Origin of the sequence: Streptomyces sp. NPDC051684, assembly GCF_044453445.1 — a bacterium.
In the GTDB taxonomy this organism is placed as follows: domain Bacteria; phylum Actinomycetota; class Actinomycetes; order Streptomycetales; family Streptomycetaceae; genus Streptomyces.
Genome location: NZ_JBITCS010000002.1, coordinates 289,748 through 309,019, shown reverse-complemented (window position 1 = coordinate 309,019; position 19,272 = coordinate 289,748). Strand labels below are relative to the sequence as shown.

15 protein-coding genes and 1 pseudogene are annotated in these 19,272 nt (G+C 71.3%); 11 read left to right on the top strand and 5 right to left on the bottom strand.

Going from position 1 to position 19,272, the window contains the following annotated elements; genetic code table 11:
* The first annotated feature begins 144 nt into the window (after positions 1 to 144).
* From ACIA8D_RS03880 to ACIA8D_RS03865, 4 genes are all read left to right on the top strand, one after another.
* Positions 145 to 309 (top strand): hypothetical protein, encoded by a 165-nt coding sequence (locus ACIA8D_RS03880; protein WP_399228415.1) that lies wholly within the window; start codon positions 145 to 147, stop codon positions 307 to 309.
* Positions 310 to 743: 434 nt separating this feature from the next.
* Positions 744 to 1,751, top strand: coding sequence for an SUKH-4 family immunity protein (locus tag ACIA8D_RS03875; protein ID WP_399228414.1), 1,008 nt, complete (start codon positions 744 to 746; stop codon positions 1,749 to 1,751).
* Positions 1,752 to 2,031: 280 nt separating this feature from the next.
* The gene (locus tag ACIA8D_RS03870; protein ID WP_399228411.1) at positions 2,032 to 2,157 is read left to right on the top strand and encodes a hypothetical protein; all 126 of its coding nucleotides are present in this window, start codon (positions 2,032 to 2,034) and stop codon (positions 2,155 to 2,157) included.
* 67 nt (positions 2,158 to 2,224) lie between these two features.
* On the top strand, positions 2,225 to 2,524 hold the full coding sequence (locus ACIA8D_RS03865; protein ID WP_399228409.1) for a DUF397 domain-containing protein: 300 nt from the start codon (positions 2,225 to 2,227) through the stop codon (positions 2,522 to 2,524).
* On the opposite strand, the gene ACIA8D_RS03860 is transcribed toward ACIA8D_RS03865, so the two are convergent.
* The 3 genes from ACIA8D_RS03860 to ACIA8D_RS03850 are packed head-to-tail and all read right to left on the bottom strand — an operon-like array spanning position 2,521 to position 7,851.
* A complete protein-coding gene (locus ACIA8D_RS03860; RefSeq protein WP_399228407.1) occupies positions 2,521 to 3,447 on the bottom strand; it encodes a serine/threonine protein kinase in 927 nt (308 codons plus the stop codon). The two genes, ACIA8D_RS03865 and ACIA8D_RS03860, sit on opposite strands and share 4 nt — an antisense overlap.
* A gap of 49 nt (positions 3,448 to 3,496) precedes the next feature.
* A complete protein-coding gene (locus ACIA8D_RS03855) occupies positions 3,497 to 5,590 on the bottom strand; it encodes a protein kinase (RefSeq protein ID WP_399228405.1) in 2,094 nt (697 codons plus the stop codon).
* Between the two features lie 56 nt (positions 5,591 to 5,646).
* Positions 5,647 to 7,851, bottom strand: a complete 2,205-nt coding sequence (locus tag ACIA8D_RS03850; protein ID WP_399228403.1) for a protein kinase — start codon at positions 7,849 to 7,851, stop codon at positions 5,647 to 5,649.
* 223 nt (positions 7,852 to 8,074) lie between these two features.
* Here ACIA8D_RS03850 and ACIA8D_RS03845 point away from each other — a divergent pair.
* The 7 genes and pseudogenes from ACIA8D_RS03845 to ACIA8D_RS03815 form a co-directional block, all read left to right on the top strand.
* Positions 8,075 to 8,281 (top strand): annotated as a pseudogene (locus ACIA8D_RS03845) (SCO5717 family growth-regulating ATPase); the annotation flags it as partial.
* Between the two features lie 1,977 nt (positions 8,282 to 10,258).
* A complete protein-coding gene (locus tag ACIA8D_RS03840) occupies positions 10,259 to 11,332 on the top strand; it encodes a MinD/ParA family protein (protein ID WP_399228543.1) in 1,074 nt (357 codons plus the stop codon).
* 304 nt (positions 11,333 to 11,636) lie between these two features.
* Positions 11,637 to 13,526, top strand: a complete 1,890-nt coding sequence (locus ACIA8D_RS03835; RefSeq protein ID WP_399228401.1) for an ABC transporter substrate-binding protein — start codon at positions 11,637 to 11,639, stop codon at positions 13,524 to 13,526.
* Between the two features lie 49 nt (positions 13,527 to 13,575).
* Positions 13,576 to 14,661 carry an ABC transporter permease gene (locus ACIA8D_RS03830; protein WP_399228399.1) on the top strand — a complete coding sequence of 362 codons (1,086 nt, stop codon included), beginning with the start codon at positions 13,576 to 13,578 and terminating at the stop codon, positions 14,659 to 14,661.
* On the top strand, positions 14,658 to 15,599 hold the full coding sequence (locus ACIA8D_RS03825) for an ABC transporter permease (RefSeq protein ID WP_399228398.1): 942 nt from the start codon (positions 14,658 to 14,660) through the stop codon (positions 15,597 to 15,599). Before ACIA8D_RS03830 ends, ACIA8D_RS03825 begins: the two co-directional genes overlap by 4 nt.
* Positions 15,596 to 16,591, top strand: a complete 996-nt coding sequence (locus ACIA8D_RS03820) for an ABC transporter ATP-binding protein (RefSeq protein WP_399228396.1) — start codon at positions 15,596 to 15,598, stop codon at positions 16,589 to 16,591. The genes ACIA8D_RS03825 and ACIA8D_RS03820 overlap by 4 nt, the downstream gene beginning before the upstream one ends.
* Complete coding sequence (locus tag ACIA8D_RS03815) at positions 16,588 to 17,604, top strand: oligopeptide/dipeptide ABC transporter ATP-binding protein (protein WP_399228394.1); 1,017 nt, start codon at positions 16,588 to 16,590, stop codon at positions 17,602 to 17,604. Before ACIA8D_RS03820 ends, ACIA8D_RS03815 begins: the two co-directional genes overlap by 4 nt.
* 70 nt (positions 17,605 to 17,674) lie before the next feature.
* Here ACIA8D_RS03815 and ACIA8D_RS03810 read toward each other — a convergent pair whose 3' ends face one another.
* Positions 17,675 to 18,145: a carboxymuconolactone decarboxylase family protein gene (locus ACIA8D_RS03810; protein WP_399228392.1), complete on the bottom strand. Its 471-nt coding sequence runs from the start codon at positions 18,143 to 18,145 to the stop codon at positions 17,675 to 17,677.
* Between the two features lie 113 nt (positions 18,146 to 18,258).
* Positions 18,259 to 19,209: a bifunctional riboflavin kinase/FAD synthetase gene (locus tag ACIA8D_RS03805; protein ID WP_399228390.1), complete on the bottom strand. Its 951-nt coding sequence runs from the start codon at positions 19,207 to 19,209 to the stop codon at positions 18,259 to 18,261.
* Between the last annotated feature and the right edge of the window lie 63 nt (positions 19,210 to 19,272).

Genomic DNA, 19,272 nt, shown 5'->3' with positions numbered 1-19,272 from the left:
GTCACGGGTCTCGTGCATTCCGTGGCGAACTGCGTGCCGTGGTAGCCCTGTTGTTCGAGTGCAATTGGTAACCTCCGCGCAAAATTACGTCTGTTGAGGCACACGGGGCCCTGCGGGTGTACGGCGACACGGGGAGATGCCGCCATGGCGATGATGCTGCCGGATGAGCTGGCGTGGCCGTTGGAGATGTTTGGGTTCGATTGGCCGACGGCCAATGAGGAGCACATACAGGATCAGAGTCACACCGCATACGAGAACGGGGCGGTGCTGCTCAGTGGTCCACTGAGCGCGAACGGGGCGGTGGAATGACGCGGAATTCACGCTGATCGGTCGGGCCGCCGTCGCCGCCCGGCTCGTGAACTGACTCGCCGAGGACGCCCCCTGGGATCCGGTGCGGGTCGTCACGTGGTCCCGAGGTTGTGGAAAGTCCTGGTTCACTTCTTGGGCGATCATGGCTTCCGACGCCGACGCCCGGGAGCACGTCCCTACCGTCGTCGACGAACTGCCGCCGGTCGGGACCATCGATCTGGCCCTCGACTGCCGACAGCGCACCACGGCCGAGTTGACCGCCACTCTCTCGCAGGCTCTGCTGCTGGACCGCGAACCGCCTCCGGGGAACCCGGGGAGGCTGCCTCTCATCGAGTTGGCGCGCGGCCGAGCGCAGGGGACGGTCGTTCACCCTCGCACTCACGGACATCACCGGCAGTGGCCGGCTCCGGGGCAGCGGTGAAGCGGAGAAGGTGTTGGAGCACCTGGTGCTGCCCCTGGTCACCGCGGCAGAGCGGGTGCGACGTTCCGTCACGGCGTCACGCGCCCCGGTGCGTCTTCTGGTTGACCTCCCTCAGGACATGGCGGCCGCACTGACGGCCGCCGCCGAGCTGCCCGACCCGGCCGTACTCGATCTGGACGCGGCGCCCTACGCGCCTCCCCGTGTCGAGTTCGGCGACTGGGTTCGGCGGTTGCTGGCACACCACCGAGGCGAGGGACTCAGTACGGAGCAGCAGGCGCGAACGGCTCAGTTGATCTGCGAACAGGCCTGGCCGAACTTTGTGTTCGCCGAGTCGCTCGCGAGCGACTACCGCTCCCGCCCCGCCGCCTCGCTCCCCGACTCCCTCGATGCGCTGCCGCGCGGCCTGGCGCACGCTTGGCACGACATGGTCACCTTCCGGAGCGCGGGCCGGGACCGGCTGGACATGGTGGCCGCCCCCATCATGCTCGCGCAGGGGGAACTCGGTATGCCGGAGTCCTTGTGCGCGGAAGCCGTCGAGGCCCTGACCGGACCGCACGGAGCGCCGTGTGCGCGGTCGGTCCGCCCACCAGCTCTCCCCCCCTTCTTCCGCGCGGACACCGCCCCGACCACTCAGCTGTGCGATCTCACTCGCTTCGCACAGATCAATGGAACCGATCTCCGAGCCGAAGTTCAGGAGAGCCATCAGCAGCGCGGCTATCTCCGGCTCGGGGACGATTTCGGACGCGAAATGTGTTTGGAGCAGGCCACAGGGCAGGTGTGGCCCGTGGAACTGACGTCCGGATGGGCCTCTTTCGTGAACTCGGACGTCCTCCGCTTCGCCGAGTGCCTTTCACTGCTGGCCCGACGATGGCCGGCCCGGCGCGGCCTGAACTCTCGTCAGGCCGCGGTCGACACCGCGGAATTCCAGCGGGATCTCGCTGCCATCGATGAAGCATGCCTGGCTGGGGCCAACCGATGGTGGGCGGTCATCGTCGAGCAGATGTGGAACGGCCTTCCGTGAAGCCGTATGCCCAGCCGACAGTCGACACCCGCCCGCCCTCTGGTGGAGTAGCAAAATGACCTCTGCTGAAAACCACGGCCCCACGCCTCCCCGCAATCCCGACGAGGCACTGGAGACAGTTCTCCGCACCTACGGTCGACCGACCAGACCGGACGGCACGCCGCTGCCCCTACGGGTACGTGAGTTCTCCATCGGGTATCTCGTCCATGCCACGGCCCCGCCCCTTCCACCTGCCGACGGCACACCACGCCCCGCGGCGCCAGGTGGAAGCTGTTTCATCGTGGCCAAGGACACCGGGCAGACCACCCCCGTTCCCAACTACCCGCCCGATCGGGCGATCGACGTCTACCTCCGTCACGTCCAACGGCTCGCACCGGACGCCGCGCAGCGGCCCACCGATTCCTGACTGCCGTCGCCCGACTCTCGCTAAGCTGAAGTTGTTTGCCATGAGAAACGGAAAGGGCTGATGCGGCGTGGGGACCACAGGCGAGACGCCGGAGGAGATCGAGGCCCGTAAGGAGCGCGAGAAGAACGAGTTGTACGCGCTCGACATCTCCGGCGTCACGTGGGAGAGCGCGCCCGGGACCGAGCAGGACGAGGAGCGCGTCGAGATCGCCAAGTTGCCGGGCGGCGCCGTGGCCATGCGGTCGTCCCTCGAGCCGGAGACGGTGCTGCGGTACACCGAGGCCGAGTGGACGGCGTTCGTGCTCGGTGCCCGGGACGGGGAGTTCGACCTGGAGCCGGCTCCGGGCAATGGTGGCGCGGAGGTCTAGTAGCCGTACGTACCCGTCGCCGGCGGCGCCGTCGGCACCGGCATGTCCGCGTCCAGCACCGACGCCGCCTGGTGCGCCAGCGCGGCGACGAGGCGGGCCGGCAGCCAGCCGGGCGTGAGGAGCGTCGAGGCGTGGTCGGTCGAGCCGAATCCGGCGGGGCGGGCCGCACCGCCGGCGCTCAACTCACCTACCAGTTCGGCAAGTTGGGGCCGCCGCACCGGGTCCCGCGACAGGCATCTGCTCACCAGTGAGCGCAACGACGCCGGGAGTTCGTCCCGTTCGGGCACCGTGTGGCCCGTCGCGGCGTACGCGAGCGTCGCGCCCAGTCCGTACACGTCGCCGAGCGGGCGCGGCTGTCCGCCCGCCGCCTGCTCCGGCGCGAGGGCCGTGGCGTCGACGCCCGGCAGGTCGCGGCGCACCGCGCCGTCGGGTGCCACCGCCCGTACCGCGCCGAAGCAGTCGAGGCGCGGACCGTCGAAGGAGAGCAGTACGGCCGCCGGGGAGAGCCCCGCGTGGACGAGGCTCTGGCCGTGGATGACGGACAGGGTCTCGGCGAGCGCGACGCCGAGTGCGCGGACCGTACGCTCCGGCAGCGGGCCGCCGTTGAGTGCGAGGGCGATCGGCAGCGGCAGTACGGGGACGTAGGGGCGCGCGTGCCAGGGCGCGCCGCCGGGCGGCGCCAGTTCGACGGTCGGCAGCGTCCAGCTGCCCAGCAGGTAGCGTGCCGCGTCCGCCTCCGCCATGAATCGGTTCGGGTCCACTCCGGGGGCCGGGGTGCTCAGCAGGACCGTGCGGTCGCCACCGACGGTGCGGGCGATCCAGCGGGCCGCCGGCGCGCCGCCCTCCTGGTCGATGGGCGTGAGCAGCAGATACGGGCCCACCTGTTGGACGCCGCCCCCGCCCCCGCCTCTGCCGCTGTGCACCTGCGATCACTCCCCCGTACGAACCCGATGCCGTCGACCCTACCGCCGCCTAGAACACCGACAGCGCCTCCACCGTGCTGTCCATCAGCAGGAACACCCGGTTTCCACCGACGGCGAGCTGCGTGTAGTGGGGCCGCGGGTACCTGGTCGTCCAGGGGTTCTTGCCGTCCTTCTGCGGGATGCCCTTCAGCTGGAGCTCCCCGATTCCGCCGCCGTCGTCGACGGACCAGACGCTGGTGCCCTGGGTCAGCACCCGGCTGGCCGTGGACGGGCCGACCGCGAACCACTCCTGGTTGCCGTCGGCCCGGTTGTGGCAGCGGGTGACGTCGACGGCGTTGGCGTACACCCGGTCTCCCTTCACCTCGGGCGGACCCCACTTGCTGTACACGGAGTCGGCGCCGCCCAGCGGGAACGTGCTCCACTCCCGGTTGCCGTCGCGGAGCCGGTAGGCCTCCAGGGTCTTGCCGTTGAGGTAGACCATGCCGTCGGCGATGGCGGGGCGGACGACGGACTCCGACTCCTCGTTCTGCTGCCATGCCGTGCGGCCGTCGTCGGTGCGCACCGCGAGCACCGTGCCGTCGGTGGACGGGACGGCCAGGACGCCCCCGCCGACGGCGGCCGGGCCGTGCAGCTTCTTGCGGAACTTCGCGGGCACGGTGACCGTCCACCGCACCTCGGCGTCCTCGCTGTTGACGCAGCGCAGCCGGTCGTCCTTCGTGATCAGGTAGACCGCGTCGGGGCCCGCGGCGAGCAGTGTCTCGGCCTCGGCCTGCTCGCACGTCCACTTCGCCGCTCCGGTGGCGGGTACGAAGGTGTGCAGCGTGCCCTGTTCGTCCGCGCCGACGACGAGCCGGTCGGCCACCGACACGTAGCCGGACCTGGCCCGCAGTCCGGCGGCGGACCAGCGCCGCTTGCCGTTCTCGACGCCGTACGCCCCGATGCCGCCGGAGCCGAGCGCGAAGACCAGCACGTCGCGCACGGGCAGCAGTTCGGGCGAGGTCGCGTCGGCCGTGGTGACGGACCAGAGCTTCATGGACCCGCCGCTCTCGGCGTAGTCGTCGGCGGGTTTGGGCTTCAGGGCCTGGGCGGGGGTCCTGACCGCGGCGGGGACGTCGAACAGCGCGCTGTCGGGGCGCGAGCCGTACCACCAGGCGGCCGTGCCGCCGCCGACCGCGGCGACGCTGCCGCCGACGGCGAGGGTCGTCAGCAGGCGTCTTCGCGACATGGCGGGCTGCTGCGGCCGCACCCCGCCCACGACGGTGGTCGCCAGATGCCTGGCCCCGGTCTCCCGCTCGGTGATGGCGTCGGCGATGGAACCGCGCCGCCAGGTCTTCTCCGCACCCTTGGGCGGCCGCATCGCCTCGGCGATCTGGGCGGGGACGGGCCGGTGGGTGGGGTCCTTCGCGAGGCAGGGGGCGATCAGTGCGAGCAACTCCGGGTTGATTCCCTGGAGTTGGGGCTCGCCGTGCACCACCTCGTACTGCACGGCCGCCACGTGTCCGCCGTCGAACGCGCGCCGCCCGGTGGCCGCGTACACGAGCACCGCGCCCAGCGAGAAGACGTCGGCGGCCGGTGTGACGCGGCGGCCGAGCACCTGCTCGGGCGCCCCGTACCCGGGGGTGACCGGCACTTCCCCGGTCGTGGTGAGGGTCAGTCCGTGCTCGGGGCGGGCGATGCCGAAGTCGATGATGCGCGGGCCCGTCGACGTCAGCACGATGTTCGGCGGCTTGAGGTCGCGGTGGATGAAGCCGGCCGCGTGGATGTCGGCGAGGGTGTGCGCGAGGGAGGCCGCGAGGGCGCGGAGGGTGGGTTCGGGCAGCGGGCCGTGCGCCTCGACGGCCTGGTCGAGGGTGAGCCCCGCGAGGAACTCGGTGGCCATCCACGGGCGGCCGCCCTCGGTCCACGCGCCGAGGACGTTCGCGACTCCCTTGCTGCGTACGGCCTGTGCGGCCTGCGCCTCGCGCACGAACCGCTGGGCGAGGTTGGTGTCGTGGGCGAGTTCGGGCTTGAGCACCTTGACCGCGGCGAGCGTCCCGGCGCCGTCCTGACCGACGTACACCTTGCCCATGCCGCCCTCGCCGAGGACGCCGAGGACGCGGTAGGGACCGAGGCGGAGGGGGTCGCCGATGCCGAGGGGTTTCATGTGGGGCCTTCTGCCGGGGAGGCGGTCTTGGAACGTATGCGTGCGTGGGGGGGGTGTCACTTCATGGGGTACGCGGCGAGCTTCGCGTTGTCGCTCAGGGAGAGGATCCGCGTGCGTTCCGGGTTCGCGTAGAAGCGGTCGCCGTCCGTCTTGTACGTCCACGCGACCTCGTGGCTCTTGAGGTCGACGGCGTGCAACTGCGCGCCGTTGCGGTAGTACGCGCACTGCTTGCCGACGAGCGGCCGCCACGCCCTGGACTGCTCGTCGGCGCTGCCGTCCTTCTCCACCCACAGCCGTTCGCCGCCGCCCGCCTTGTACGCGGCGAGTCCGACACCGTCGCCCACCGCGTACACGACACCACCGTCCAGCGTCGGCGGGCCGAACGCGCGGCCCTCCGGCGTCTGCCACTGCGCCTTGCCGTCCTTGAGGCGCACGGCGCGCAGCCGGGTGCCGCCGATGTAGAGGTGGGTGTCGTCGGCCGCGATCCCGGCCCACAGCGGAGCGACGTCGTCGACGAGGTACGGGACGTCCCACAGGACGCCGCCGGTCTTCAGGTTCCGTACGACGATGTGGGGTTCGTCCTCCTTCATCTGCTGGTACGTGACCAGGCGCCCGCCGGCCACCTTCGCGGCGAGGATGTACATGGACTGGTCGAGGTCGTCGCGCCGGGGCAGCGGCTTGGTCCACAGGGTCTTGCCGGTCGCGCAGTTCACTGCGCGCAGCGTCCACTTCTGCGCCTTCGCGTAACCGAGCTTCTCGCCGGTCCCCTTGCCGACGACCACGTAGGCGATGTCGTCGGCGACGCAGAGGAGTTGGTTCCCCTCCAGCTGGTCGGTGGTGTCGGCGAGGCGGGCGAGCGTCTTGATCTTCTTGCCGGTGCGCGGGGCGATCGTCTCGAGGGTGACGGGGGCGCCTGCCCGGTCGTCCTGGTAGACGTTGTACGACAGGTGGTAGAGCTTGCCGTCCGCGGCGGTCCACTGCCAGCCGCCGCCGATGTGGTCGTCCCACTTCTTCGCGCCGTCGGAGACGGCGAGGCCGCGGGCGTACCCGCGCATCGCGACGGCGACTCCGTCGACGATGGCCGGGATCATCGACTTCCCGCCGTCGACGACGCTGCTCTCGAAGTAGCCCTCGTCCTTCCAGAGGGGGTCGAGGTCGCGGCGGCCGCGGGTGTCGCTGGCCTTGGGGTCCGCCGCCTTCTTCTTCTCCTCCGAGGAGCGGCCGGTCCACCACAGGGCGCCTCCCGCCGCGAGCGCGCCGACGCCGAGGACGCCGCCGGCGGCGAGGAAGCGGCGCCGGGACACGGGGCGGTTTCCGGTGGAGTCCACGGCGGTGGGATGCGGGAGCGTGTGCGTCAGGGGTGCGGCCAGCCGTTGCGGGGCGGGCTGCCATACGTCGGTGGCCCGGCGGCCGATGTCGCCGAGCAGCGCCCCGGACAGATGGTCGGCGAACTCCCCTGCCCCGGTGTGGAGTTGAGAGGCCAGCTCATGTGTGGTGGGGCGCCGCGCCGGGTCCTTGTCGAGACAGCGCGCCAGTACGGGGACGAGTCCCGCGGGCACGCCCGTGAGGTCGGGCTCGCCGTAGCGCACGCGGTAGAGCAGGTCGGCGGCCTGCCCGTTGCCGAACGCGCCGCTGCCGCGGGCCGCGAACACCAGCACGCCCGCGAGCGCGAACACGTCGCCCGCAGGGCCGTGTTCCTGGCCGGTGGCCTGCTCGGGGGACATGAACGCGGGGGTTCCGACGGCGGAGCCGACGCGGGTCAGGCGGTCGTCGCCGATGGCCCGGGCGATGCCGAAGTCGATGACCTTCGGGCCGTACGCCGTGACGAGGATGTTGGACGGCTTGAGGTCGCGGTGCACGACGTCGCTGCGGTGCAGTTGGCCGAGCGCTCCGCACAGGGCGGCGCCCAGCGCGCGCACAGTCGTCTCGGGCATCGGCCCGCCGGCCTCGACGGCCTCGTCGAGGGGCGGCCCGAGCACGTATTCGGTGGCCAGCCACGGGGTCTCGGCCAGCGGGTCCGCGTCGACGACCTTCGCCCCGAACTGCCCGCCGATGACGCGGGCGGCGTCGATCTCCAGGCGGAACCGGGTGCGTCCCGCCTGGTCGGCGGCGAGCGCGGCGTGCATCGTCTTGACGGCGACGGTGCGCCCGCCGGCGGTCCGCGCGACGTACACGGTGCCCATGCCGCCGCTGCCGAGGCGGGCGACGAGGCGGAACGGGCCGAGGTGTACGGGGTCGTCGTGGGTGAGCGCGGTAGGCATGGGGTGAGTTCTCGCCGTGGTCGGGTGCGGTGCGGGTCAGTCGGGGTGCCGTACGCACCCGGGCGGGGCGCCGCCCCTCATCCGATTCCGCACGCCACGCCCTCCCCGCCGCCGTCCGAGCCACGACCTCCCCGGTCACGGCGCGGCGAGTCTAGTCGACGGGGTCTGGACGGGCCTGCCGTGCGGGCGGTTTTGGTGATTAGGCTGGGACAGGACGTGTCCTGTGTTCCCGCGCGCGCGTCACGGGGGACGGGGGGAGGCACGCCGGTGCTCGACCACACCAGGAGGCATTGTGAGCAGCGATCGGGACGACGTCCACGGGGGCGGCGGTTCACCCGCCGGCGACCCACCTGTCGCGGGACCCGGTGCCGAGCAGACAGCCGATTTCACGGGCGAGTTCACCATCGACTACGCACCACCACCGTGGTACGAGCAGGCGAACTCGCGGGCTGGCGGGGGCGATTGGGCTGCGGGGGCGGGCGCTGCCGCGGGGGCGGCGGGGTCGGTGGGCTCGGCGGAGCCGATGGGAGCGGTGGGCCCGGCGGGGGCGGCGGCTCCGGCGGCTCCGAGCTATCCGGCGGGTCCGGGCGCTCCGGCAGCTTCCCCGGTGCCGGGGGCACCTGGGGCCCAGGCGGCTCCGGCCGCTTCCCCGGTACCGAGGGCACCGGGTGCACAGGCGGCTCCGGATGCCTCGGCCGCGCCAGGGGTGCCGGTGGAAACGGTGGCTCCACCGGCCCCTCCTTCTCCGGGAGCACCGTGGGCTCCAGCAGCCCCGACCACGTCGGGAACTCCCGTCGCGCCGGGGGCATCAGGCGCCCCAGCAGCACCCGCCAGTCCCGAGGCTCCCGCCTGGCCGGTGGGTCCGGCGACCCAGGCAGCTCCGGCAGCTCCGGCAGCTCCGGCTGAGTCGACCGCGTCGACCGCGTCGGCAACTCCCGTCGCGCCGGGAGCAACAGCGACGCCATCGGCCCCGGCAGCACCCGCCACTCCGGAGGCTCCCGCTCAGCCCGTGACTCCCATCCCCCCGGTGGATCCGGCGACCCAAGCCGCGTCGGCAATCCCCGTCGCGCCGGGAGCGCCAGCGGTCCCACCAGCACCGACTGGGCCCGCCACTCCGGAGGGCCCGGTCGCGCCGACCGCGCCCGCCGAGTCGACCGGTCCCGTCGCCGCGGCGTACGCGCCCGGCGGCACGGCCGGAGGCCGTGAGGGCCTGGGCCAGGGGGACTTGGGCAGCGGGGATCTTGAAAGCGGGACCACGCTGCGTTTCTCCGCGCCCTCGCTGAAGCGCAGCTTCGAGGAGCTCGCTGCGCTCGGAGAGCCTCCCGCCCCCGCGCCCCCGGAGGACAAGACTCCCGAGGAGAGGGCACGCGCATGGGTCGACGCCCACCGGGTGCACGTCGACATCGACACGGAGAGCTCCCGCGCGAAGACGGCCGATGCCGTCCCGGCGGACACCGACTTCCCGCTCGCGGCGCCGGACTTCGCAGAGACCGATGCGGCGCCCACCGGCGAGGCCGCGGCGGAGCCGGCGGCAACCGCCACGGATTCCAGGGTGCCCCTCCCCGAACCGGTCGCCGACGCCCCCGCGGCCACCGGCCCCACGACGCCACAACCGGCCCCGGCCCCGCACGACGTCACCAGCGCACCGTCCGCCTCGGCCACGCCCACCACCCCCGAACCCATGGCGGAGCCGCCGACTCCGGCCCCGCGCCACAACGCCAGCGCACCGGCCCCCGGCACCGCCCCCACCCCACCGGCAGGCTGGGCTCCCCCGCCCCCGCCGGCAGGCGGAGTGCCCCCGTTGCCGCCGTCGTTCCAGCCGGCCGCGCCGCCCGCGGCCCCGCAGTGGACCGACCCCGCACCCGGCCAACCATCCCTCGCCGCCCCGAACACCCCGCCCGCCGTGGCCCCGCCACACCCCCAGAGCGCATACGGCTTCCCGCAACCGGCACCACCGGCCGAGGGCCAACCCCCGGCACCCCAGGGTGGATACGGCCCGCCCGGCCACGGTCTCCCGCAGCCCGCCGCCCCCAACGCACCCGCACCCCAGCCCCCGGCCCAAGCGGCTTACGGCTCCCAGCCCCCCGCCCAGCCGATGCCCCAGCCCGGCTACGGCTTCCCCCAGCCCCCGCTTCAACCGGCACCGCCGGCCCACGGCCAACAGCCCACCGCCCCCGCGCCCCCGGCCGGTTACGGCTTCCCGCAACCGCCCACCACACCCGCACCACAGCCCGCCTACGGCTCCCCGCAACCGCCCGCCGCACCGACACCACAACCCGCCTACGGCTTCCCGCCGGCACCCGCCCAACCGGCACCGCCGCCCCAGAACCAGCCACCGGCCACACCCACCCCACCGGCCGCATACGGCTCCCCCCACCCCGCTCAACCACAGCCACCCGCCCAACCGTTGCCCCACGCCACCCCCACCTGGCAACAGCCCCCCGCCCCCACCCACCAACAGCCCTACCCCCACGACACCAACGCCCCCCTCGGCTACACCGCCGCCGTCGAGCTGTCCGCCGACCGGCTGGTCAACAGCAAGCGGCAGAAGCAGCGCAGCAAAGCACCCGGCGCCGGTGGCGGGCGGTTCAAGTTCGGGGGCAAGAAGGAGGAGGCGGAGCGGCAGCGGAAGCTGGAGCTCATCCGCACCCCGGTCTCGTCCTGCTACCGCATCGCCGTGATCAGCCTCAAGGGCGGCGTCGGCAAGACGACCACCACGACGGCCCTCGGCTCGACCCTCGCCTCGGAACGCCAGGACAAGATCCTCGCCATCGACGCCAACCCGGACGCCGGCACGCTCGGCCGCCGCGTCCGCCGCGAGACCGGCGCCACCATCCGCGACCTGGTGCAGAACATCCCGCACCTGCACTCGTACGCGGACATCCGCCAGTACACCTCGCAGACCCCCTCCGGCCTGGAGATCATCGCCAACGACGTGGAGCCGGAGGTCTCCTCGACGTTCGACAACGAGGACTACCGACGCGCGATCGACGTGCTCGGCAAGCAGTACCCGGTCATCCTGACCGACTCGGGCACCGGCCTGCTCTACTCGGCGATGCGCGGAGTCCTCGACCTGGCCGACCAGTTGATCATCATCTCGACGCCGTCCGTCGACGGCGCGTCCAGCGCCAGCACCACCCTCGACTGGCTGTCCGCGCACGGGTACTCCGAGCTCATCGCCCGTTCCCTCACGGTCATCTCCGGCGTCCGAGAGACCGGCAAGATGATCAAGGTGGACGACATCGTCAGCCACTTCGAGACGCGCTGCCGCGGCGTGATCGTCATCCCCTTCGACGAGCACCTGGCGGCCGGCGCCGAGGTCGACCTCGACATGATGCGCCCGAAGGTGCGGGAGGCCTACTTCGACCTCTCCGCGATGGTCGCCGAGGGCTTCGCCCGCCCCCATCAACACCAGCACCCGGCACCGCAGCAGCCGATGCACCCCGGCTGGCAGACCCCACCGCCGCCCCCGCACCAGTAACTCCCCCACGCACACACCCACCAGGGGCCCGCACCCGTCGAACACGGTTGCGGGCCCCCGGCGTGTCCTGCACCCATCCGGGTGCCATCCCCTGGCCTGCAAAGCGTCAGAGGTCTCGACCAATGTGCGTGAAATGCAGGTCAACTCGTTATTTCCGCAGGCCACATGGGGTTCACCCACCGTTGACGTTCCTCAACTGCCGCTGATAAACCAACACTTCAGTCGACCTGAATTCTCAGATCCAGCCCAGCTGTGCGAGCGATGCGCGAGGTCACCGCCGATGGACACACCAGCTCAGCAAGACATGGACCACAGAACGGCCCGCCCACCGCGGCGCGGAGTGCGGATACTCCTCGCGGCCGGAGCCGCGGCGTTCACCCTGACGGCAGGCCTCGCCACGCCGCTCAACCCGGCGCCGCAGCAGGCCGAGGCGAAGGCGAGCGGCAACGCCGCGGCCAAGGCCGACAGCGGCAAGAACAAGACCCTCACCGTGGCCGTCGCGCAGAGCGTCGACTCGCTGAGCCCGTTCCTGGCGACGCGCCTGGTCAGTACGAGCATCCACCGGCTGATGTACGAGTACCTGACCAATTACGACCCGAAGGACAACCACGTCGTCCCCGGGTTCGCCACGAAGTGGAAGCCCTCGGCCGACAAGCTGACGTGGACGTACACCATCCGCTCGGACTCGAAGTGGTCCGACGGCCAGAAGGCCACCGCCCACGACGCCGCCTTCACCTTCAACAAGATGATGACGGACGACGGCGCGGCGACCGCCAACGGCTCGTTCGTCGGCAACTTCAAGAAGGTCACGGCGCCCAGCGACACCGAGCTCGTCGTCGAGCTGAAGAAGCCGCAGGCGACCATGACGTCCCTCGACATCCCGATCGTGCCCGAGCACATCTGGAAGGACGTCAAGGACTACTCGAAGTTCAACAACGACAAGGACTTCCCGATCGTCGGGAACGGCCCGTACGTCGTCACCGGCTACAAGACCGACCAGTACGTGAAGCTGAAGCGCAACCCGGACTTCTGGCGCAAGACGAAGACGCCGCAGTTCGACAACATCGTCTTCAAGACGTACAAGGACCAGGACGCCGCGGTCGCCGCCCTGCGCAAGGGCGAGGTCTCCTTCGTGGCCGGCTCCCCCGCCCTGACGCCCGCTCAGGCGGCGTCCCTCAAGGGCGAGAAGGACATCAAGGTCAACGAGGGCCCGGGACGCCGCTTCTACGCCATAGCGGTGAACCCCGGCTGGAAGACCAAGAGCGGCAAGAAGTTCGGCGACGGCAACCCGGCGCTGCTGGACAAGGACTTCCGCCAGGCACTCTTCCGGTCCGTCGACACCAAGACCATCGTCGAGAAGGTCTTCCAGGGCCACGCCGTGCGCGGCCAGGGCTACATCCCGCCGCGCTTCCAGGACTACTACTGGCAGCCCTCGGGCGACCAGCAGCTGAGCTACGACCCGAAGGCCGCGGGCCAGATGCTCGACGACGCGGGCTACAAGATGAAGGACGGCAAGCGCGTCGGCAAGGACGGCAAGCCGATCAACCTGCGGATGCTGTGCCACGCCACCGACCCCAACGACAAGGCGGTCGGCAAGTACCTGAAGGAGTGGTGGGGCAAGGTCGGCATCGGCCTCAAGCTCAACTGCGTCGACGACGTCTCCGTGCCCTGGTACGCCGGTGAGTACGACCTCGCCTTCGACGGCTGGTCGGTCAACCCGGACCCGGACTTCGTGCTCGGCATCCACACCTGCGCCGCCCTGCCGAGCAAGCCGAAGGAGGTCGCGCAGACCGACAACGGCATCTGCGACAAGACCTTCGACAAGCTCTACAACCAGCAGCTCGCCGATTACGACCCGGACTCGCGCGCGCAGACCGTGAAGAAGATGGAGTCCTGGCTCTACGACTCCGGCTACATGAACGTCATGGCGTACCCGAACGCGGTCGAGGCCTACCGCACCGACCAGATCAAGTCCATCCAGACGATGCCCACCGCCGCCGGCAACATCTACGGCCAGGACGGGTATTGGAGCTGGTGGTCGGCCGAACCCGCGGCGGCGTCCGACAGCGAGGACAGCGGTTCGTCCAGTTCCACCGGGATCGTGATCGGCATCGTGGTCGCGGCGCTCGTCGTCATCGGCGGCGGAGTGCTCTTCGCGCGGCGGCGCCGGACGACGGCGGACGAGCGCGAGTAGGCGACGCACAGCCACGCGAGCAACACGCGAGTAAGAAGACATGTGAACCATGACAGCTGACAGCACTCCGGCGCTCGTGCAGCCCGCGGACGGCACGGACGGCGACCCGGCTTCGGCCGGGGCGCCGCCCGCCGCCCGCGGGCCCCGGGCCCGCAACACCAAGGCGTACGTCCAGTACGCGCTCGCGAAGATCGGCGGCGCGATCGTCTCGCTGTTCGCCGTTCTCGTCACGAGCTTCTTCCTGTTCCGGCTCATCCCCTCCGACCCGGTCAAGCAGATGACCGGCGGCCGCAAGGTCTCCTCGGAGCAACTGCAGAACCTGCGCCACCAGTACGGCCTCGACCAGCCGATGTGGAAGCAGTTCACGTCGTACATCGGGGACGCGCTCTCCGGTGACTTCGGTATCTCGTACCAGTTCCACACCCCGGTGATGGACAAGATCCTCGACGCGCTCCCGGCGACGCTGCTGCTCACGGGCACGGCGTACGTCCTGTACTCGGCGCTCGGCATCTGGCTCGGCACACGCACGGCGTGGCGCAACGGGTCACGCAGCGACCGGTTCAACACGGCGTTCGCGCTGACGCTCTACTCGGTCCCGGCGTTCTGGCTGGGGCTGCTGCTCATCATCGTGTTCGCCGTCGGCATCGGGCCGATCCCGGGCATGTTCCCGACGGGCGGCCTCGAATCGGGCGGCGAGACCGGGTTCGCGTACATCCTCGATGTCGCGCACCATCTGATCCTTCCGGTGGTCACCCTGGTCGCGGTCGGCTACGCGCAGACGCTCCTCGTCATGCGCTCCTCGCTGCTCGACGAGATGGGCAGCGACTATCTGACGACCGCGCGCGCCAAGGGCCTCCGCGACGACCTGGTGCGCCGCAAGCACGCGGTGCCGAACGCGATGCTGCCGACGTTCACGCTGATGTTCGTGAACCTGGGGCATGTGGTCGCCGGGCAGATCCTCGTGGAGACCGTCTTCTCGTGGCCCGGACTCGGCGGGCTCTTCTACCAGGCGCTGTCCGTGCCCGATCTCCCGCTCGTCCAGGGCCTGTTCTTCGTCTTCGCCACCGCGGTGATCCTCGCGAACACCCTCGCCGACATCCTCTATCCGCTGCTCGACCCGAGGGTGGGCCGATGACGACGACCGAAACCGCGCCTTCGAAGGACCCGAAAGCCCCGAAGGCGCCCAGCGCGCGCTCCCTCGCGCGCGCCCGCAAGCGCCAGTCCCTGACCCGCTTCTGGCGCTCCTACCGCGCGCACCGCAGCGGCCTGTGGGGGCTCGGGCTGCTGATCCTGATCGCACTGATCGCGATCCTCGCGCCGGTCCTGGTCGGCGCAGACTCGCAGAGCGTCACGGACGCGCCCGGCGGTCCCCTTGAGGGGCCGAGCGCCGAATTCCCGCTGGGCACCGACCAGTTCGGCCGCAGCGTGCTCGCCCTCCTGGTGTACGGGGCGCGCATCTCGCTCACCGTGGGGCTGCTCGCGGCGTTCCTGTGCGTGGCGATCGGCACCGTTATCGGCATCGTCGCGGGCCACTTCCGCGGCGGGTACTCGACGGTCCTGATGCGCGTCACGGACTGGTTCCTCGTGATGCCGACGCTGGTGCTCGCCATCGCGCTCGCGACCGTCATGGACCGTTCGATGTGGACCGTGATCATCGCGATCGGCGTGACGACCTGGCCGACGACCGCACGTCTGGTGCGCGCCCAGACCCTCTCGGTCGAGGCGCGCCCGTACATCGAGCGGGCGCGGGCGCTCGGCGGCAGCCACGGCCACGTCATGACGCGGCACGTGCTGCCGAACGTGATGCCGCTGGTCCTCGCCCAGACCACGATGATCATCTCCTCGGCGATCCTGACCGAGGCGACCCTGGCGTTCCTCGGCCTGTCCGACCCGACCGTCACCTCCTGGGGCGGCATGCTCCAGGACGCGCGCGAGGCGGGCGCGGTCAGCGCGGGCGACTGGTGGTACCTGGCCCCGCCCGGCATCGCCATCGCGATCGTCGCGCTCTCCTTCACCCTGTGCGGCCGCGCGGTCGAATCCGTCCTCAACCCGAAGCTGGGGGCCCGTTCATGACGCTTCTCGAGGTACGGGACCTCACCGTGACGTACGCCGGCGGGGCGCAGGCCGTCCGCGGCGTGAACCTGGCCGTGGAGGCCGGCCAGAAGCTCGGCATCGCGGGCGAGTCCGGCTGCGGAAAGTCCACGCTCGCGCTCGCGCTGCTGCGCCTGCTCCCCAAGGACGCCAAGGTCACCGGCGAGATCCTGCTGAACGGCGAGGACGTCCTCGCCATGAAGTGGGGCCGGGTGCGGGCCGTGCGCTGGGCGGGCGCCTCGATCGTCTTCCAGGGCGCGATGCACTCGCTCAACGCGGTGCACCGCATCGGCGACCAGATCGCCGAACCGATCCTCCTGCACAAGAAGGCGACGCAGGAGGGCGCGAAGAAGAAGGTCGGCGAGCTGCTCGAACACGTGGGCCTCCCGGCCGCGCGCGCCAACGCCTACCCGCACGAGCTCTCCGGCGGCCAGCGCCAGCGCGTGATGATCGCCATGGCGCTCGCCTGCGAGCCCGACCTGATCATCGCCGACGAGCCGACGACGGCCCTCGACGTGATGATCCAGGCCCAGATCCTGCGCCTGATCGAGCAGTTGGTGACCGAGGAGAACCTCGGCCTGATCATGATCAGCCACGACCTCGCGGTCCTCTCCGACACCTGCGACCGGCTCGCCGTGATGTACGCGGGCCGCGTCGTCGAGGAGGGCCCGGCCCTCCAGGTGTACGAGGACGCGGTGCACCCCTACGCGAAGGCGCTGTCGGCGGCGTTCCCGACGATCGGCGACCCGGCGTCCCGGTTCGCGCCGCGTGGGCTGCCCGGCGACCCGCCGGACCCGTCGGCGCTGCCGTCCGGCTGCACGTTCCATCCGCGCTGCCCGGTGGCGCTCGACGTCTGTTCGAGCGAGGACCAGGTGCTGCGGGTGGCGGGCCCGGAGCGGCGGGCGGCGTGTGTGCACGTGGGTTCAAGTGACGCCCTGGGCGCGGAAGCCGAAGCAAGGAGCACCACAGCATGACGGAAACGCTTCAGAAGCCGGACGGTTCCGTGCGGACCCTCCTCAGCGCCGACCAGTTGCACGTCACGTTCCCCGGCCGGCGCGGCGCCGCCGAGGCGCGGGCCGTGGACGGCGTCGACCTGGACATCGCGCCCGGCGAGATCGTGGCGCTGGTCGGCGAGTCCGGCTGCGGCAAGACGAGCCTGGCACGCACCCTGCTGGGCCTGGAGAAGCCGACGGCGGGCAAGGTCACGTTCGCGGGCCGGCCGCTGGACTACGCCTCGAAGGCGCTCAAGTCGTACCGCAAGCGCGTCCAGTTGGTCCTCCAGGACCCGAGCGGCTCCCTGAACCCGCGGCACACGGTGTACGACGCGGTGGCCGAGGGGCTGCGCATCCACGGCTACGCGGGCGACGAGCGCGAGGCGGTCACAAGCGCCCTGTCCCGCGCGGGACTTCGCCCTCCGGAGCGCTTCTTCCTGCGCTATCCGCACGAGTTGTCGGGCGGTCAGCGCCAGCGCGTGGTCATCGCGGGCGCGCTGGTCCTCGACCCCGAACTGATCGTGGCGGACGAGCCGGTGGCGTCCCTGGACGCGTCCGTACGGGGTGAGATCCTCGCCCTGCTGCTGCGGCTGCGGGACGAGCTGGGCCTGTCGGCGCTGGTGGTCACGCACGACCTCGGTCTCGCCTGGAACATCGCGGACCGGGTGGCGGTGATGTACCTGGGCCGCATCGTGGAGACGGGCCGGGTGGAGGACGTCCTGACCGCGCCACAACACCCGTACACCCAGGCGCTGTTGTCGGTGCTCCCGGAGGCCCCGGGCGAACCGGTGGTCCTCACGGGCGAGCCCCCGGACCCGTCCCGCATCCCCGGCGGCTGCCGCTTCCACGCGCGCTGCCAGGTCCTGGCGGACGGCCGGGCGCAGGAGGCGGGGGTCGCCGACGCGTGCCGGACGGTGGATCTGCCGGTGCTCACGGGCGCGGCGACGTCGCAGGTGGCGTGCCACTGGGCGGCGGCGAAGGCCGCGGCCGAGTAGCCCGACGTGAGACCGACGAAGGCCCGGCTCCCCCGGAACCGGGCCTTCGTCGGTTGCCCCCGAGGACGACTCAGCCGAACATGCCGGGCACGTAGTCGCCCGCCGGCTGCTGGGTCATCACGTTGAACCGGTTGAACGTATTGATCATCGCGATGCAGCCGACGAGGCCGCCGAGCTGCGCCTCGTCGTAGTGCTTGGCGGCCTTCTCCCACACCTCGTCGGAGACACCGGCGCTGTCCGCGATGCGGGTGCCCGCCTCGGCCAGCTCCAGGGCCGCCTTCTCGGCCTCGGTGAAGACCTTGGCCTCGCGCCAGGCGGCGACCAGGGCGAGCCGGACCGCCGTCTCACCGGCCTCGGCCGCGTCCTTGACGTGCATGTCCAGACAGCCCGAGCAGCCGTTGATCTGGCTGGCCCGGATCATGACCAGGTTCAGCGTCGGCGCCGGCACACCGGATCCCTCGGCGGCCTTGCCCGCCGCGATGACGTGCTTGAGCATCTTGCCGATGACCGGGTTCTTGAAGAGGTCGAGTCGCGGTTCCATGAGGGGCTCCTTCGCACTTCGTCTCAAGTGGTGACACCACTACGACGGAGCGCCCAGCCGCGATGTGACACATCCCGAAGTGACCTGCGTCACTCCGGTGCGGATCGCGGGCCTCAGGCCTTGGACGCCTCGACGAGCTCACGCGAGCGCTTCACGTCGTCCGCGATGGCGGCGATCAGCTCGTCGAGCGACTCGAACTTCGCCATGCCGCGCACGAACGCCACGAACTCCACGGCCACGTGCAGCCCGTACAGGTCGAGGCCGACACGGTCGATGGCGTAGGCCTCGACCGTGCGCTCGGTGCCGTCGAACTGGGGGTTCGTGCCGACGGAGATCGCCGCGGGCATCGCCTCGTCGTTCACGTACAGCCACCCGGCGTAGACACCGTCGGCCGGGACCGCGGTGTGCGGGAGGGTCTCGACGTTGGCGGTCGGGAAGCCGAGCTCGCGGCCGCGCTGCGCGCCGCGCACGACGACGCCCTCGACGCGGTGCGGCCGGCCGAGGATCTCGGCGGCGCCCACCACGTCGCCGTCGGCGACGAGCCGCCGCGTCAGCGTGGAGGAGAACGGCTGACCGCCCCCGGCGGAACCGCTGACGTACAGGTCCACGACCTCGACTTCAAAGTCGTACGTCTGTCCCTGCTCGGCCAGGAAGTCGACATTGCCGGCGGCCTTGTGGCCGAAGCGGAAGTTGGGGCCCTCGACGACCACGCGCGCGTGCAGCTTGTCGACGAGCACCTTCGCCACGAAGTCGGCGGGCGACAGCTTCGAGAACTCGGTGGTGAACGGGAGGATCAGCACCGCGTCCACGCCGAGCTCGGCCATCAGTTCGGCGCGCCGGTGGTGCGGGGCGAGCAGCGGCGGGTGCGAGCCCGGGCGCACGACCTCGCTGGGGTGCGGGTCGAAGGTGACCACGACGGCCGGGACGCCGAGCTCGCGCGCCCGCTCCACGGCCCGCCCGATGATCAACTGGTGCCCGCGATGCACCCCGTCGTAGGAGCCGATGGTGACGACGCTGCGCCCCCAGTCCTGGGGGATGTCCTCCAAGCCACGCCAGCGCTGCACGGTGATTGCCCCTCGCAAACCTGTGTCCGACCGTTTGGAACCTTGCGTCTCTCTACCGAATAC

Bases quoted from the DNA above. Each gene is read 5' to 3' on its own strand.
- ACIA8D_RS03810 (WP_399228392.1), bottom strand. From the start codon at position 18,145: ATGGAACCGCGACTCGACCTCTTCAAGAACCCGGTCATCGGCAAGATG.
- ACIA8D_RS03815 (WP_399228394.1), top strand. From the start codon at position 16,588: ATGACGGAAACGCTTCAGAAGCCGGACGGTTCCGTGCGGACCCTCCTC.
- ACIA8D_RS03830 (WP_399228399.1), top strand. From the start codon at position 13,576: ATGACAGCTGACAGCACTCCGGCGCTCGTGCAGCCCGCGGACGGCACG.
- ACIA8D_RS03855 (WP_399228405.1), bottom strand. From the start codon at position 5,590: ATGAAACCCCTCGGCATCGGCGACCCCCTCCGCCTCGGTCCCTACCGC.
- ACIA8D_RS03880 (WP_399228415.1), top strand. From the start codon at position 145: ATGGCGATGATGCTGCCGGATGAGCTGGCGTGGCCGTTGGAGATGTTT.
- ACIA8D_RS03850 (WP_399228403.1), bottom strand. From the start codon at position 7,851: ATGCCTACCGCGCTCACCCACGACGACCCCGTACACCTCGGCCCGTTC.
- ACIA8D_RS03835 (WP_399228401.1), top strand. From the start codon at position 11,637: ATGGACCACAGAACGGCCCGCCCACCGCGGCGCGGAGTGCGGATACTC.
- ACIA8D_RS03825 (WP_399228398.1), top strand. From the start codon at position 14,658: ATGACGACGACCGAAACCGCGCCTTCGAAGGACCCGAAAGCCCCGAAG.
- ACIA8D_RS03820 (WP_399228396.1), top strand. From the start codon at position 15,596: ATGACGCTTCTCGAGGTACGGGACCTCACCGTGACGTACGCCGGCGGG.